Source organism: Paractinoplanes toevensis (genome assembly GCF_018332695.1).
GTDB classification, from domain to species: domain Bacteria; phylum Actinomycetota; class Actinomycetes; order Mycobacteriales; family Micromonosporaceae; genus Actinoplanes; species Actinoplanes toevensis.
This window is the reverse complement of sequence record NZ_BOQN01000133.1, coordinates 17236-33080: the sequence shown is the minus strand read 5'-3', so window position 1 is coordinate 33080 and position 15845 is coordinate 17236. Positions and strand designations below refer to the sequence as shown.

The 15845-nt window shown below is 72.4% G+C and carries 15 protein-coding genes; 14 read left to right on the top strand and 1 reads right to left on the bottom strand.

The features are described 5' to 3' along the window. Nucleotides 1-92: 92 nt before the first annotated feature. The 5 genes from Ato02nite_RS44115 to Ato02nite_RS44095 all read left to right on the top strand — a co-directional run bounded on the left by Ato02nite_RS44115 (nucleotide 93) and on the right by Ato02nite_RS44095 (nucleotide 5759). Nucleotides 93-1010 (top strand): NADP-dependent oxidoreductase, encoded by a 918-nt coding sequence (locus tag Ato02nite_RS44115; RefSeq protein WP_213012701.1) that lies wholly within the window; start codon nucleotides 93-95, stop codon nucleotides 1008-1010. Between the two features lie 17 nt (nucleotides 1011-1027). Further along, a complete protein-coding gene (locus Ato02nite_RS44110; RefSeq protein WP_213012700.1) occupies nucleotides 1028-1978 on the top strand; it encodes an NmrA/HSCARG family protein in 951 nt (316 codons plus the stop codon). After that, nucleotides 1975-3306, top strand: a complete 1332-nt coding sequence (locus tag Ato02nite_RS44105; protein WP_213012699.1) for an FAD-binding oxidoreductase — start codon at nucleotides 1975-1977, stop codon at nucleotides 3304-3306. Before Ato02nite_RS44110 ends, Ato02nite_RS44105 begins: the two co-directional genes overlap by 4 nt. 175 nt (nucleotides 3307-3481) lie before the next feature. Continuing rightward, nucleotides 3482-4639: an acyl-CoA dehydrogenase family protein gene (locus tag Ato02nite_RS44100; RefSeq protein ID WP_213012698.1), complete on the top strand. Its 1158-nt coding sequence runs from the start codon at nucleotides 3482-3484 to the stop codon at nucleotides 4637-4639. 16 nt (nucleotides 4640-4655) lie between these two features. Further along, nucleotides 4656-5759: an acyl-CoA dehydrogenase family protein gene (locus tag Ato02nite_RS44095; RefSeq protein ID WP_213012697.1), complete on the top strand. Its 1104-nt coding sequence runs from the start codon at nucleotides 4656-4658 to the stop codon at nucleotides 5757-5759. Here the strand turns inward: Ato02nite_RS44095 and Ato02nite_RS44090 are convergent. After that, nucleotides 5660-6277, bottom strand: a complete 618-nt coding sequence (locus Ato02nite_RS44090; RefSeq protein ID WP_213012696.1) for a CGNR zinc finger domain-containing protein — start codon at nucleotides 6275-6277, stop codon at nucleotides 5660-5662. The two genes, Ato02nite_RS44095 and Ato02nite_RS44090, sit on opposite strands and share 100 nt — an antisense overlap. 58 nt (nucleotides 6278-6335) lie before the next feature. On the opposite strand from Ato02nite_RS44090, the gene Ato02nite_RS44085 reads away from it, so the two are divergent. From Ato02nite_RS44085 to Ato02nite_RS44045, 9 genes are all read left to right on the top strand, one after another. After that, a complete protein-coding gene (locus Ato02nite_RS44085) occupies nucleotides 6336-7610 on the top strand; it encodes an MFS transporter (RefSeq protein WP_213012695.1) in 1275 nt (424 codons plus the stop codon). 102 nt (nucleotides 7611-7712) lie between these two features. Next, entirely contained in the window at nucleotides 7713-8564 is an 852-nt protein-coding gene (locus Ato02nite_RS44080) for a LuxR C-terminal-related transcriptional regulator (RefSeq protein WP_307854273.1), read from the top strand. 135 nt (nucleotides 8565-8699) lie between these two features. Beyond that, nucleotides 8700-8894, top strand: coding sequence for an MbtH family protein (locus tag Ato02nite_RS44075; RefSeq protein ID WP_213012693.1), 195 nt, complete (start codon nucleotides 8700-8702; stop codon nucleotides 8892-8894). 14 nt (nucleotides 8895-8908) lie between these two features. Next, the gene (locus Ato02nite_RS44070; RefSeq protein ID WP_213012692.1) at nucleotides 8909-10687 is read left to right on the top strand and encodes a non-ribosomal peptide synthetase; all 1779 of its coding nucleotides are present in this window, start codon (nucleotides 8909-8911) and stop codon (nucleotides 10685-10687) included. After that, the gene (locus tag Ato02nite_RS44065) at nucleotides 10684-12030 is read left to right on the top strand and encodes a M20/M25/M40 family metallo-hydrolase (protein WP_213012691.1); all 1347 of its coding nucleotides are present in this window, start codon (nucleotides 10684-10686) and stop codon (nucleotides 12028-12030) included. The genes Ato02nite_RS44070 and Ato02nite_RS44065 overlap by 4 nt, the downstream gene beginning before the upstream one ends. Further along, nucleotides 12023-12841, top strand: coding sequence for a GNAT family N-acetyltransferase (locus Ato02nite_RS44060; RefSeq protein ID WP_213012690.1), 819 nt, complete (start codon nucleotides 12023-12025; stop codon nucleotides 12839-12841). Before Ato02nite_RS44065 ends, Ato02nite_RS44060 begins: the two co-directional genes overlap by 8 nt. Nucleotides 12842-12843: 2 nt before the next feature. Continuing rightward, on the top strand, nucleotides 12844-13416 hold the full coding sequence (locus tag Ato02nite_RS44055; RefSeq protein ID WP_213012689.1) for a beta-sandwich domain-containing protein: 573 nt from the start codon (nucleotides 12844-12846) through the stop codon (nucleotides 13414-13416). Then, nucleotides 13413-14435 carry a BtrH N-terminal domain-containing protein gene (locus tag Ato02nite_RS44050; protein ID WP_213012688.1) on the top strand — a complete coding sequence of 341 codons (1023 nt, stop codon included), beginning with the start codon at nucleotides 13413-13415 and terminating at the stop codon, nucleotides 14433-14435. The genes Ato02nite_RS44055 and Ato02nite_RS44050 overlap by 4 nt, the downstream gene beginning before the upstream one ends. Next, nucleotides 14432-15841, top strand: a complete 1410-nt coding sequence (locus Ato02nite_RS44045; protein WP_213012687.1) for a DegT/DnrJ/EryC1/StrS family aminotransferase — start codon at nucleotides 14432-14434, stop codon at nucleotides 15839-15841. The genes Ato02nite_RS44050 and Ato02nite_RS44045 overlap by 4 nt, the downstream gene beginning before the upstream one ends. Nucleotides 15842-15845 lie beyond the last annotated feature (4 nt).

Genomic DNA, 15845 nt, shown 5'->3' with positions numbered 1-15845 from the left:
CAGCTCACATCGTTCACTACTTGCTTCGAATTCGAAGCGCGCTATGGTCAGGAAGTGCTTCGAACTCGAAGCACTAAACAGGGAGGCAAGACATGAAGGCAGTGCGTTTCCACGAGTACGGCGACCCGAGCGTCCTGCGCTACGAAGACGTCGAGCAGCCCGTCCCCGGTGCCGGCCAGGTGCTGATCCGGGTCGCCGCGACGTCCTTCAACGGCGTCGACGGCAACATCCGCGCGGGTTTCATGCAGGGCCCGATCCCGGTGACGCTGCCGCACACGCCGGGCATCGACGTGTCCGGCACGATCGCGGCGCTGGGCGAGGGCGTCGGCGGGTTCGCGATCGGGGACCGGGTCGTGGGGTTCCTGCCGATGGTGGCCGACGGCGCGGCCGCGGAATATGTCGTTGCTCCGGCCGAGATCCTCGCGCCGGCGCCCACCGGCATCCCGCTGGCCGACGCGGCCGCCCTGCCGATCGTGGGTCTCACCGCGTGGCAGGCACTCTTCGACCACGCGAACCTCTCGGCCGGGCAACGCGTACTGATCAACGGCGCGGGCGGGGCGGTCGGCGCCTACGCCGTTCAGCTGGCGAAGAACGCCGGCGCCCACGTGATCGGGGTGGCCGGCCCGCACAGTGGTGACCAGGCCAAAGCGGCCGGCGCGGATGAGGTTCTCGACCACGCCGCGGTGACCGCCCCGGTCGACGTCGTGCTGAACCTGGCGCCGATCGAGCCGGCGCAACTGGCCGCGCTGCTCACCCTGATCCGCCCGGGCGGCGTTCTGGTCAACACCACGGTGTGGATGCCCGCGCCCAGCGACGACCAGCGCGGCGTGCGCGGCATCGACCTGTTCGTCCGCAGCGACGCCGAGCAGCTGGCCCGGCTGGTCGCGCTGGTCGACTCCGGCGAACTGCGGGTCGACGTGGCGCAGCGGTTCCCGCTGGCCGAGCTGCCGGCCGTGCACACCCAGGCCGCCGCGGGCGCCCTGCACGGCAAGACCGTCATCGTTCTTTGAGCAACCGGAGGCTTCTGATGTCTGACAACAAGGTTATTGCCGTGCTCGGCGCGACCGGCACGCAGGGCGGCGCGGTCGCGCGGGCGCTGCTGGCCGACGGCGAGTTCACCGTACGAGCGGTGACGCGCGACGCCACATCGGGCCGGGCGCGGGCGCTGGCCGAACTCGGCGCCGAGGTGGTCGCGGCCGACCTCGCCGACGAGGGCAGCCTCCGCGCGGCGTTCGACGGGGCGTACGGCGCGTTCCTCGTCACCCCGTACTGGGAGCACCGCTCCCCGGCCCGGGAACTGTCCGAGGTGGAGAACCTGATCGGCGCCGCACAGGCGGCCGGCCTGCGGCACGTGGTGTGGTCGACCCTGGAGGACACCCGGGAGGTCATCCCGGCCGGCGATGACCGGATGCCGATGATCGAGGGCGGCTACCGGGTGCCGCACTTCGACGTGAAGGGCGGCGCGGCCGACGCCCTGTTCGCCAAGTCCGGCCTGCCCACGACGTACCTGCTGATGTCCTTCTACTGGGACAACCTGCTGGGCCTGCAGAAGCCGCAACGCGACCCCGACGGGACGCTCGCGCTGCACCTGCCGATCGGCGACACCGCGATCGCCGGTGCCTCCTCGGACGACATCGGCCAGGCCGTGCTGCACGTGCTGCGGCGGCCGGCCGACACCATCGGCGCAACCATCCCGGTGGCCAGTGACCATCTGACCGGCGAGCAGATCGCCGCGGCGCTCGGCACGGTGATCGGTGAGCCGGTGGCCTACCGGCCGCCCACCCCCGACCAGGTGCGCGATCTCGGCTTCCCGGGGGCGGACGAGCTGGGCAACATGTTCCAGTACTACACCGAGTTCCCCGGGTCGTACCTCGGCCGCCGCGATCTCGAGGCCGCACGCGCGGTCAACCCGAATCCGGCCGGCCTGACCGAATTCCTGGCCGCCCATCGCGCGGAACTGACGGAGGAACGTTCATGACCCCGTTCAGCCGACCCGGGACCGCCGAGTACGCGGCGGCCACCGCCTCGTTCCAGCTCGCGGTGCCGGTCGAACCGGCCGGGGCGTTCACCGCCCGCTCGGTCGACGACGTCGTCCGCGCTGTCGCCGCCGCGCGCCGGTCAGGCCGGCCGCTACGGCTGACCACCACCGGTCACGCGATGGGCCGCACCGGCCCGCTCACCGATTCCCTGCTGTTGCGGCCGGTGCTCGACACGCCCGTACGCGTCGATCCGGAAGCCCGAACGGCCCGCGTGCCGGCCGGCAAGACCTGGGGCGACGTCCTGCCCGAGACGACCCGGTACGGGCTCACCGCCCTGCACGGCTCGTCCTCCAGCGTCGGCGTCATCGGCTACCTGCTCGGCGGCGGCCTCAGCTTCTACGGCCGCCGCTTCGGGCTGGCCGCGAACTCGCTGCGTTCGCTCACCGTCGTCCTGGCCGACGGCGAGGTGGTCGAGACGAGCAGCACGCAGCGCCCGGATCTCTTCTGGGCGCTGCGCGGCGGGGGCGGCGGGTTCGGCGTCGTGGTGGCGGCCGAGATCGACCTGATCCCGATGCACCGGATCGTCACCGGCATGGCCGTCTGGGACCCCGCCGACGCCGCGCGGCTGGCGCCGGTCTGGCAGGCGTGGGCCCGCACCGCCCCACCGGAGATCACCACCAGCTTCCGCATGCTGTCGCTGCCACCGCTGCCGTTCCTCCCGCCGTACCTGGCCGGCAAGCGCGTCCTCGCGCTGGACGGTGCGGTGATCGCACCGGCCGAGGCGGACCGGCCGGCCGCCCGGCGCATCGCCGACGAGATGCTGTCCCCGCTGTCGGCGATCGCCCCGCCGGTGGCGAACACGTGGGCGGAGGCCGCTCCGGAAGCGCTGGCCGGCGTCCACCTGGACCCGGCCGAACCGGTGCCCTTCCACTCGGACTCCGCGCTGCTCCACGAGATCGGCGAGGCCGACTGGGCGCGGGTCCTGGAGGCCGGGCCGAACCTGATCGCGCTGGAACTGCGCCAGCTCGGCGGTGCGTTCGCCACCGGCGCGGCGAACGGCGGGGCGCTGGACCGGTTCGCGGCACCGTTGCACTACTACGGGGTCGGCCTGGCCGGTGCGGACACCGAACAGGACCTCAAGGCCGTACGGACAGCTCTCGAACCGTCCCTGACCGGCTTCACGGCGCCCAACTTCGTCGACGATCTCGACCGGCCGCAGCGGTCGTACGACGACGAGATCCGGGCCCGGGTCGAGCGCGTGCGCCACGCCACCGACCCGACCGGCCTGTTCGCCGGCGACGCCGCGCCGGCCCGCGATCCGGACTGAGCGTCCAACGGTTTGTCAGCACTGCGTTGAGGCGGGTAGCAACGGTCGTCATCACCGCGCTGCTCTTCGGTGTCGTGCGTTGCCGGTGGCATTCGCCGATGGTTCGATTTCCCTGTCGGCGGTGCCCGCAGAGCGTTCCGCCCGGCTGGGAACCGCTCTGTCCGGAGGTGTGACGATGCGATTCAACTTCACCGAGGAGCAGGAGGAGTTCCGGCGCCAGGTGCGCGAGTTCCTCGCCGAGGACCGGGTGCGCAAGGTCGCCGACGCGGTCCGGCACCTGCCACCGCGCGAGGAGCCGGGCCTGCTCGATGTGTACCGCTGGCTGGGCGAGAAACGCTGGCTCGCGGTGAACTGGCCGCCGGAGTACGGCGGGCTGGGCGGCACCATCGTCGAGAAGTCGATCCTGACCGAGGAGCTGATCCGCGCCAAGGTGCCCGACCTGGTGCACATCGTCAGCATCGACATCGTCGGCCTGGTGCTGCTGCTGGTCGGCACCGAGCAGCAGAAGCGGACCTACCTGCCGGCGCTGGCGGCCGGCGAGCAGAACTGGAGCGTGCTCTACAGCGAGCCCGGCGTCGGCTCCGACCTGGCCGCGTTGCGGACCCGGGCCGAGCCCGACGGTGACGGCTGGCGGCTGTACGGGCGGAAGATCTACAGCCTCAAGTCGCAGTTCGCCGACTTCGCCCTCTGCGCGGCCCGCACCACCGACAGTGCCGTCCGCTTCCACGGCATCACCCTGTTCGTGGTGCCGATGCGGTCCCCGGGGGTGCAGATCCAGCCGATCTGGAACATGTCCGACGAGCAGTTCTGCGACGTCACCCTGGACGGCATCCGGCTCACCCGCGAGCACGTGATCGGCGAGGTCGACGGCGGGTGGCAGGTGATCAACGAGGTGCTGCCGGTGGAGCGGACCGGCCTGGAATTCCAGGCCAAGGCCCGCCGGCTGCTGGACGAGGTGCTGCAGCGGGCCGCGCGGGACGGCACTCTGGACGATCCGGCGTACCAGCAGCGGCTGGTCGAGCTCCACGCGGCCGCGACCGCCGCGCACCTGATGGCCTGGCAGGTCATCTCCGATCTGCGGGACGGCCGGCTGGACGGGGTCACCACGGCCCGGTCCAAGCTGTACGCCACCGAGTTGTTCAAGCAGATCAGCGAGTTCGCGCTGGAGATCGGCGGCCTGGACGCGACGCTGTCCGGCTGGGACGCCGCGGACAACGGCGGGGGGCGGCGTGAGGCCGCGCACCGGGAGGGGCCGGGCATCACCCTCTCGGCGGGCACCTCCGAGATCATGCGCTATCTCATCGCCTCGACCGGCCTGCAACTGCTGAGCTGAGAAGGAGAACGATCCGATGAATTTGACGCTCAGTGCGGGACAGCGGGCCGCGGCCGCCCGGTTCGACGAGCTGTTCGGCGAGGACATGCGGGACGACCTGCGCCGGATGGGCAACCGCGAGCTGGGGGCCGGCGCGATCGCGCCGCTCGACGAGGACGAGACGGACGTCCGGCAGGCGGTCTGGCAGACCTTCTGCGAGCTCGGCGGGTTGCGCGGGTTGACCGTGGCCGAGCAGGTGGTGGTCGCCGAGAAGGTCGGCGCCGCGCTTTACCAGAGCCCGTGGGCGGACACCGCGGTCGCGATCGAGCTGGCCGCGGCGGCCGGGCACGATGACCTGGGCGCGCGGATGACCGACGGGGAGGCGGTCGCCGTCGCCGTTCGGGAGCGGACCGGCGACGAGCCGGACCGGCCGGGCCGCCTCGATCTGGACGGTGGTGTGCACGCGGTACGCCAGTTCGTGGCGTTCGCCGCGGACGTCTCCTGGTTCCTGCTCGCCGGAGTGGCGGCCGCCGGCCCGCGACTGCTGCTGGTGCCGGGCGACCACCCCGGTGTCACCTGGCGCCGGCACGACGACATCGGCCGCGGCGACTTCTACGAGGTCACCTTCCGCGGAGTGCCGGTCGCCGACGTGGTGGAGCTGGCCGCCGGTGCCCCGGCCGCCGACGCCTGGGCGGCGGCGCTGGTGACGGCCCGGATCCGGCACGCGGCCCAGCTCGTCGGGGCGGCACAGGCGGCGCTGGACGAGACGGTCGCCTACACCCGGGAACGCCGCCAGTTCGGCCAACCGGTGGGCAGTTTCCAGGGTCCGGCGTTCCGGATGGCCGACCTGAGCACCCGGGTGCACGCGGCCCGATTGCTGACCTGTTACGCCGCCTGGCTGGCGGACGAGGGCGACGACGCCCGGCTGGCCGCGTACGAGGCGCTCGCCACCGCCGCCGATCTGGTCCGCAGCGCGGGCACCGAAGCCGTGCAGCTGCACGGCGCGGTCGGCATGACCGAGGAGCACGACGCGCAGCTGTTCTACCGCCGGGCGGCGGTCGACGCGCTGCTCTGGGGGCGCCCGACCGAGCTGCGGCGGGCGGCCGCCGCGTTGCTGACGGAGGCGGTCCGGCGGCGGTAGGCGGCGACCTTCGTGCGGTTGCCGCAGATGCCCATGGCGCACCAGGTCCCCGTCCGGCTGCGCGACTCGTCGTAGAAGACCCACCGGCAGCCGTCGTGGTGGCAGATCTTGAGGCGGCTCCACGTGCCGTCGCGTTCGGCGTCGTAGACGGCGGCGAGCAGCAGGGCCGGAACCGCGCGGTTGCCCTCGCCGGTCGGCGTCAGTTCGAGGGGGCCGTCGTCGCCGGGGGCGAGCCGCAGCGGCGCCTGCGCGGCGAGGTCGGCGAACGCGTCGTCGTCCCGGGGGCCGTCGCCGCATCGCGCCCGTAACTCCCGGCGCAGAACGCGCAGCCGGGCCAGGTCTTCCGGACCGGGTGGCGGCAGGTCCGGCCCGTCCGGCGGCAGGAAGACATACGCCGTGGCGGGGTTGCCGAGCTCGTCGGTGCCCCGCTCGACATGCAGCGTGTTCAGGAAGTCCTGGACCATGCCGAGTCGCCCCGGAGCGGCGGCGGGGACGGAGCGGGACGAGCCGGATCTCATGACACCACCTTATCCGGATTGCAGGTTACGTAACCGTCATCCGGGGAATGAGAGTTACGTGACGACTACGGAGACCACGCCGTCCATCTGGCGTAACCGGGACTTCCTGTGGTTCTGGGGCGGCGAGTCCGTCTCCATGATCGGTACGCAGATCACCACGTTCGCGGTGCCGGTGCTGGCCATCACCGCGCTGGGCGCCGACGCCGGGCAGCTGAGCCTGCTGCGCACCATGGAGTTCCTGCCGTTCCTCTTCCTGACCCTGCCGGTGGGTCTGTGGGTCGACCGGCACCCGGCTCGGCCCGCGATGATCGCCGCGAATCTGGTGCGCGGCGTGCTGATCGCGCTGATCGCGGTGGCCGGCCTGACCGGCCTGCTGCACCTGAGCTGGCTGTCGATCGCGCTGTTGCTGATCGGCACCGGCACCGTCGTGTTCGACGTTGCCTACCTGTCCTACCTGCCGACCGTGGTGACCAAGGATCAGCTCGTCGACGGCAACAGCAAGCTGTCGGTCAGCTACTCGGTCTCCGAGGTCGCCGGGCCGGGCGTCGCGGGCGGACTGGTCCAGGTGCTCACCGCCCCGGTGACACTGATCGTCGACGCGTTCTCGTACCTCTTCTCGGTCTTCTCCCTCCGGACGATCCGGACACCGGACCGGCCGCCGGTCGAGGCGGACGAGCCCCGGGTCGGACTGCGCCGGCAGATCGGCGAGGGTGTCGCGGTCGTCGGCCGCGACCCGTTCCTGCGCACGATCTGCCTGGAGTCGTTCACCTTCAACTTCTTCGTCCAATTCGGCGAGACGCTGGTGACCCTGTACGCGCTGAGCCAGCTCGGGCTCAGCCCCGGTCTGCTCGGCCTGTGCATCAGCGTCGGCAGTGTCGGCGGCCTGGCCGGCGCGGTCATCGCGCCCCGGGTGGTGCGCCGCTTCGGGTTCGGCCCGTCCTTCGTGGCCGGCACCGCGATCGGTTGCGTGGCACCGGTTCTGGTGCCGCTCGCGCACGGCTCCACGCTCACCGCGGGCGCGCTGATCGCCACGTCGTATCTGCTGGCCGGTTTCGGCGTGACGATCTCGGTGATCGGTTCGGTGACGCTGCGCCAGACGGTGGCACCGCCGAACCTGCTGGGCCGGGTCAACGCCGTGATGCGGCTGGCCAGTTACGCGGCCATCCCGCTCGGCTCGGTGGTCACCGGTGTGGTGGCGACGACCGTCGGCGTGCGCAACGGATTGTTCATCGGGGTGGCGGGTCTGCTGCTGCCGACGCTGATCCTGCTTTTCTCGCCCGTGCTGCGGCTCAAGGATCCGCTGGACGCCGGTCCGGAGGCGCACAATACCTGACTCGGCGGCGCCGCACCATTGTTTCTACATTTACGACGATGACTTCCCGGCCATTCTGTAATGGTTCCGGAATTGTGTCGGATGTGAACGTGCGCAGGGGTCATGATGCCCTACTCGGCCTACAGGCGAGGTATGCCGGAATTACCTCCACTTTGTACGGAGACGCATTGGCCGTACAGAAAAGTAGAGATCAAAAAGCGTGAATCCCGAGGACCGGGTAAAGATGGTCGCTGTGACCGAAGTGTCACTGATAGTGGATCAAGATGGGGGATCCGATTCATGCTTGGCACCGTCCTCGTGTGCGACCAATTACCACTCGTCCGTGACGGAATTCGGACGTTGCTCGATGCCATTCCGGACCTCGAGGTCGTCGGAGCCACCTCGGACCTCAAGGAAGCCACCGTCCAGGTGCGCCGCCTGCGGCCGGACGCCCTGCTGCTGGGCACCGCGAAGCCCGGTGTCGGACTCGACCTGGTCCGCGAGCTGGCCGCCAAGGGCGACGACCTCAGCACCCGGCGCACCCACTGCCTGGTCTTCTATCAGGAGATGGCGCACGACGTGATCGTCGAGCTGCTGCAGGCCGGCGCGAGAGGCCTGCTCAGCCGGGACTCCGACTCCGAAGAAGTGCTCGCCGCCGCCCGGGGCGTCGCGCGCGGCCGCACCGTGCTGAGCTCCGAGGTGGCCACCAAACTCGTCGACTGGTTCTGCGACTTCGGCGCCGACCCCCGCCCCGCGGTCTCGCCCGAGATCGTCGGCCTGACCGAGCGCGAGCGGGAGGTGCTGACGCTGATGGGCCAGGGAGTGTCCATTCAGGACGCTTCGACGTTGCTGTACATCAGCGTGAGCACCATCCGCACGCATCTGCACCGCATCCGCCACAAGCTCGACCTGCGCGATCGGGCCCAGATGGTCGCGTTCGCCTACCAGACGGGCCTGGTCCGCGAGGCCGCCTGAGCGGTCTGGACGGTCGTCAACGACACGGCTACCCCGGCTGGACCGGATTGCATCGCCGCGTGGATGTGTGCGACCCCGCCCCCGCCATAACTTCCAATGCAGAGCCCGAAAGCTGAACAGAAAGAGGTGGATGCGATGTCCGGCCCGGAGGACGAGGACGCCCGCGAGTACGTCGTCGTCGTCAACCAGCAGGAGCAGTACTCGATCTGGCCCGCCGAGCTGGCGGTGCCCGGCGGTTGGCGCCCGGACGGGACCCGCGGCACCAAGGCGGAGTGCCTGGCCCACGTCGACGAGGTGTGGACCGACATGCGGCCGCTGAGCCTGCGCTGACCCAGGGAGTGGACATGACAGCTACCTCGGTAACCGTCGAAGCCCGTACGGTGCACGGCCTGGTGGCGGCCTGGGCCGGGCGGACACCGGACGCACCCGCGGTCGAGTGCGGGGACACCCGGCTCACGTACGCCGAGCTGGACGATCGGGCCGGCCGCCTGGCCGCGACCCTGCGCCACCACGGCGTGGCCGCCGGCGACCACGTCGGTGTCCTGGCTCGCCGTTCCGCCGACCTGATCGTCGGCCTGCTGGCCATTCTCAAGGCGGGCGCCGCCTACGTCGCCCTGGACACCCGGCATCCGTACGAGCGGCACCGGCACACCGTGGCCGACGCCGGCACCGCCGTGCTGCTCACCGAGCGGGCGCTGGCCGGTGACGCCGCCGAACTCGCGGCGCAGGTGATCAACCTGGACGACCCGGACGCGTACGCCGGGCCGGTCACCGGGCACGACCCGGACGTCACCGCCGACTCCACCGCCTACATCGCCTACACCTCCGGCTCCACCGGCACGCCGAAGGGCGTGATCGTCCCGCATCGGGGCGTGGTCCGGCTGGTTGCCGACCCGGACTACGTGCACCTCGGCCCGGACGACGCGGTGCTGTGCCTGGCCCCGGTCGCCTTCGACGCCTCCACATTGGAGATCTGGGCACCGCTGGCGCACGGCGCGCGGATCGTGGTCTTCCCGGCCGGCGAGCCGACCCTGGACGAACTGGCCGGCACGGTGCGGCACGCCGGCGTCACCGTCATGTGGCTCACCGCGGGGCTGTTCCACCAGATGGTGGACGGTCCGATCGAGCGCCTGGCCGGTCTGCGCTACCTGCTGGCCGGCGGCGACGTGCTCTCCGTGGCGCACGTCGGCCGGGCGCTCGCCGCGCTGCCCGGCACCACCGTCGTCAACGGCTACGGCCCCACCGAGAACACCACCTTCACCTGCTGTCACCCGATGACGGCGCCGGTCACCACCGCCACCGTGCCGATCGGGCGGCCCATCAACGGCACCACCGTCCACCTGCTAGACGACCGGCTGCGGCCGGTGCCGGACGGCGAACCCGGCGAACTCTGGACCGGCGGCGACGGCCTCGCCCACGGCTACCTCGGCCGGCCCGGGCACACCGCCGAGCGGTTCCTGCCCGACCCGTTCGCGGCCACCCCGGGCGCCCGCATGTACCGCACCGGTGACCTCGCCCGTCTCCTGCCCGACGGCATGGTGGAGTTCCTCGGCCGCGCCGACGACCAGGTCAAGATCCGCGGGTTCCGGATCGAGCCCGGCGAGGTGGAGGCCGCGCTGCTGGCCCTGTCCGGGGTGCTCGACGCTGTCGTGGTCGCACAGGACCACCCGCGCAGCGGCCGGCGGCTGGTGGCGTTCCTCATCGGCGCGGAGAAGCTGCCGGTGCCCGACCTGCGCTTCGAGCTGACCGAGCAGTTGCCCGACTACCTGGTACCGGCCCGCTTCGTGCAACTCGGCGCGATGCCGCTCAACCACAACGGCAAGGTCGACCGGGCCGCCCTGCGCGCCTGGGAACTGCCGCGGCGGCCCGAGCTGAGCAGCGACTGGACCGCCCCGGACGGCGAGCTGGAGACCGCCGTCGCCGCACTCTGGGCCGACCTGATGGGGCTGGACGAGGTGGGCGCCGACGACGACTTCTTCGAGCTCGGCGGCCACTCACTGATGGCCGTACGGATCACCGGCGAGATCTCCGCCCAGTGGGACGTCGTGATCGGCCCGCGCGACTTCTACGCCAACCCCACCGTGGCGAAGCTGGCCGCGCTGATCGAGGAGCGTCTGGCGTGAGCGTCACCGTCCCGTCCCGGGTCCAGCTGCCGACCGAACCGGTGGCCATCGCCCAGCAGCTCATCCGGTTCCCCACCGTCAACCCGCCCGGCGCGGAGGCCGAGTGCGTCATCTGGATCCGCGACCTGCTCGACGCGGCCGGCCTCGAGACGCGGCTGCTGGCGGTCGATCCGCAGCGGCCCAACCTCGTCGCCCGCCTGGCCGGCCGCGGGGTGGCCCCGCCGCTGCTGCTGCACGCCCACGTGGATGTGGTGCCGGTCGCCGGGCAGCCGTGGAGCCGCCCGCCGTTCGCCGCCGACGTGGTCGACGGCGAGCTCTGGGGCCGCGGCGCGGTCGACATGAAGGGACACCTGGCCACCATGCTCGCCGCCGTGCTGCGGCTGGCCGCCGACGGCACCCCGCCGGCCGGTGACGTGATCCTCGCGGTGATGCCGGATGAGGAGAACGGCAGCACCACCGGCGCCCACTTCCTGGTGGAGCAGCACCCGGAGCTGTTCGCCGGGGTGCGCCACGCGATCGGCGAGGACGGCGGCGCCGAGCTGGGACTGGGCCGGCGAGTGCGGCTGCACCCGATCGTCGTCGCCGAGAAACGGGCCTGCTGGGTGCGTGCCACGCTGCGCGGCGACGGCGGACACGCCTCCCGGGTCGCCGGGCCGGGCGGCGCGGCCCACAAGCTGTACCGGCTGCTGGCCGCCATCGACGACGGCGGGCTGGACATCTGCCTCACCCCGGTGGTGCGGCGGATGCTGGACGAGCTGGCCGGGGCGCTGCCCGAGCCGATCAGCGGCCGGATCGCCGGCTTCCGCGACAACCCGGCCGACGCCGCCGCACTCGACGGTTTCGACGAGGCCGACGCCCGCTACCTGCGCTCACTGGTGCGCCACACGGTCAACGCCACCGTCGTGCACGGCGGCACGGCCACCAACGTGCTGCCCACCGACATCTCCGTGGAGCTGGACGGGCGGCTGCTGCCCGGCGACTTCGGCACCGCGGACTTCCTCGCCGCCCTGCGCGCCCGGGCCGGCGTCGAGATGGACCTGGAGATCCTGGTCGAGGGGGAGATGATGCCGCCGCCGCGGCTCGACGGCTTCTACGACCGGCTCGCCTCGATCCTCACCGGCAGCGACCCCGGCGGCATCGCGTTCCCGATGGTGACCACGGCGTCCACCGACGCCCGGCTGTTCCCGCGGCTCGGCATCCAGTGCTTCGGCTGGTTCCCGCTGCGGCATCCGCTCGACCGCGGTTACCGCGGCCTGCTGCACTGCGCGGACGAGCGGATCGCCGTGGAGGCGCTGCACTTCGCCGCCGACTGCTTCCACCAGCTCCTCCTCGATCATGAGTGAGCGGGCATCGGCCGCCGAGGCCGGGGAGATCGCCGCCCTGACCCGCGCCGCCTACGCGGCCGGCGACCCGTTCCCCGGCCTTCCGGTGCCGGACGGCGCCCGGGAGACCGCCGCGTCGGTCCGCGCCGACCTGCGCGCCGGAGCACTCGTCTGGGTGGTGCGAGACCCGGCGGGCCGGCTCACCGGCGTGCTGCGGGTGCACCCGCATGCGGGGGAGTGGGAGATCAGCCGGGTCGCCACCGATCCGGCCCGGCGCCGCACCGGAGCGGCCCGCGCGCTGCTGTCCATGGTGGACGAGGCCGCGGTCGCCGCGGGCATCGCCCGGATCCGCCTCGACGCCGTGGTCGAGCGCTGCCTTCCGCCCTTCTACGCCCGGCTCGGCTACCGGCCCGAACGGCACTGGCTGCCCGGCGACAAGCCGCTGAGCGAGGTCTCGATGATCCGGTCACCGGGCACTCCGGTGACCGCCGGACCGGCCTGGCTGCCGCCGGGGCCGGAGGCGGCCCTGGTCGTCACCTGGCTGCTCGACGACCGTGGGCTCACCGCGGTCATCGGCACCGGCACCGCGACGGCCGGCCCGGGCGCCCGCCTGGCCGGCGTCGACGTGCACCCCGATCCCGGCCGGCACGACGAGGTGCTGGCCGGCCTGGCCCGGCACGGCCGGCCCGCCGGTGCCGAGGTCCACTTCCCGGTTCCCCGCGCCCAGCTGCGCGCCCACCTCATGCCCCGCACCGTTCACCCCGACCTGCACGCCCGCTACCGGCCCGCGCCCGGCGCGGAACCACTCGTTACTACAACCGTGGCCAGGTGATCATGAGCTCTCCGCTCGCCGTCGACCTCGATCCGTATGCCGACAACACCGGCATCACCACCGCCGACCGGAAAGACGCGGGCGGCTTCAACATCTGGGGCAACACGTACCCCGCCGACCAGCTACCCGCCGCGGGACCGGTCCGGGTGGACGACATCCCGTTCCGCTTCCCGCCGGCCGCGCCGGGCCGGCCGGACAACGTCCGCTGCGCGGGCCAGCTCATCGAGGTGCCGGCCGGCCGCTACGACTGGATCCAGTTGCTCGCCGCGGCCGAACGCCGCACCGAGGACCCGCTGTGGCTGCACTACGCCGACGGCGGCGTCGATCCGGAATGGCTGCGCGTCTCGGACTTCTGGCCGGAGACCGCCGCCCACTTCGGCGAGACGGCCGCCTACCGATGCACCCACCTGCACTACCCGCGGCACGTCGACCGGAAATTCGGGCCATCGATCTGGCGGCAGCGGGTGCCGGTGCCCCGCGACGCCGCGCTGCGAGCCGTACGCCTGCCGGACAACCCGGCGATCCACATCTTCGCCATGACCCTCGTCCCGGCGGCCGGACAGGAGCACCGATGAGAACCGTGGTGGACGGCGTCCGATCCTGGCGGCACGATCTCGGCGGCTGCCTGCACTCCTGCTTCGCCACCCTGCTCGATTTCCACGGGCTGCCCGCCCTGCCGATCCTCGGTGCGGCCTGGACCTTCCGGCACCGGCCGGACGGCGTACGCCGCGAGGAGTACTACTACCCGTGCCCGCCGGAGACCTCGCTGCTGCGGGCGCTGGCACCCCATCACGAGGTCGCGTCGACCTGGCACGAGCCGGCCGGCGCCGAGGCGGGCTGGGCCGAGGTGCGCGCGTCGGTGGCCGCCGGCATCCCGGTCGCGGTCGCGGTCGACAACTACCACCTGCCGTTCCGGCCCGCCTACCACGACGTGCACTCCAACCACCTGGTCGTGGTGCACGGCTTCGACGACGAGGCGGGCACCGTGCGGGTGCTCGACGCGGTACCGCCCGCCTTCCACGGCGACATCACCCTCGCCGAGCTGACCGCCTCCCGCGACTCGGGCAACGAGGTGGTGCACGACCGGGACATGTTCTTCACCGGCGTACGCATCGACAACCGCTGGCTGAGCGTCGAGCTGCCCGCACCGGACGCCGTGCCCGCCCTGGACCGCGCCGAGGTGGCCCGCGTCCTCGATCTCAACCTGCGGCACTTCGCGGAACCCGCGACCGGCGACGGCGGCTACACCGGGCTGGCCGGCATGCGCGAGTTCTTCGACGACACCGTGAAACGGTTGTCCGCCGGCGAGGACATCCGCGACGAACTGTTCGTCGCGGCCGGCGCGGTGCTCGTCGGCACCGCCGTGCACGCCGACTGGCTCGCCGAGGCCGCCCGCACCGCCGGACTGCCCTCGCTGGCCGAGCGGGCCCGCGAGGTGGAGCGCATCGCCCACCACTGGTCCGCGGTCCGCATCATGGCCGCCCTCACCAGCACCGGACTGAGCGCCCCGCGCCTGGCCGGCCGCTTCGACGCCCTGCTCAACGATCAGGAACGCGCGCTGCTCGCGCTGGACCGGGAGAGAGCCCAACTGTGACCACGACCTCGGAAACCCGTACCGGCCTCGCCCTGTTCGGCGGACGGCCCGCCGTCGCCCGCGGCACCCGCATCCCCGCCTGGCCGCGGGTCACCCCCGCCGACCGGGAGGCGGTGCTGCGCGCCCTCGACTCCGGGCGGTTCACCGCGGCCGCCGCCGGCGAACAGGAGATCCCCGGCCTGGAACGCGAATGGGCCGAGCAGGCCGGCACCCGGCACTGCATCGCGGTCAGCAACGGCACCGCCGCCCTCTCGGTGGCCCTGCGGGCACTCGGCGTCGGCCCGGGCGACGAGGTCGTCGTGCCGGCGCTCAGCTTCATCGCCACCGCCGCCGCGCCCCTGCATCTGATGGCCGTGCCGGTCTTCGCCGACGTCGACCCGTACACCTACAACGTCACCGCGGCGACCGTCGAGGCGGCGATCAGCCCCCGCACCCGGGCCGTCGTGGTGGTCCACCTGCACGGCCTGCCGGTCGACATGGACGAGATCCTCGCCGTGGCCGGACGCTACGGCATCCCGGTGGTGGAGGACGCCGCGCAAGCCCACGGCGCCCGTTACCGGGGGCGCCCGGTCGGCTCGCTCGGCGCCATCAACACGTTCAGCCTCAACGTGAGCAAGAACCTCGCCACCTGTGGCGAGGGCGGCCTGATCACCACCGACGACCCGGAGCTGGCGGCCCGGGCCACCATGCTGCGGCAGTTCGGCGAGCTGATCGCGGCCAAGGGCGAACGCAGCTACGTGGCCCACGAGCTGGGCTGGAACAACAAGCCCAGCGCGCTGCAGGCCGCGTTCACCCGCAGCCAGCTGGCCCGCTTCCCCGAGGAGTGCGAGCAGCGCGACCACAACGTACGCCGGATGCTGGACGAACTGGCCGGCCTGACCGGCCTCGCCCTTCCCGGGCCACCGGCCGACCGCACCCACGCCTGGCACATCCTGCGGTTCCGGATCGACCCCGCCGCGTTCGGGCTCGGCCCCGAGCACGCCGGCCCGATCCGGGCGGCCGTGCAGCGGGCCCTGCGGGCCGAGGGGGTACCGGCCGCGCCCTACCAGCTGATGCCACTACCCGCCCAGCGGGTCTTCCGGGAGCACCGCGGGCTCGGGGAGTACCCGTGGGCGTTGCCCGGCGTCCTCGACCGGCCCTACCGGGAGAGCGACTTCCCGATCACCCACGCGGTCATCGACAACTCCTTCGCCATCCAGAAGGCGCACCTGCACCCGGACGCCGGCGACCTGCTGATGCGCTACGCCGAGGGATTCCGGAAGGTCTGGGCCGACCGCGACCGGATCGCCGGGTACGCCGCCCAGCTGGACTACCAGCCGCCGTGGCAGCAGGCCACCGCCATCGCCGAGAAGGAATGGGCCCAGGCGTTCCCAGCAGCGGACCGCGATCTCACCGAAGGGGAGTAGCAGC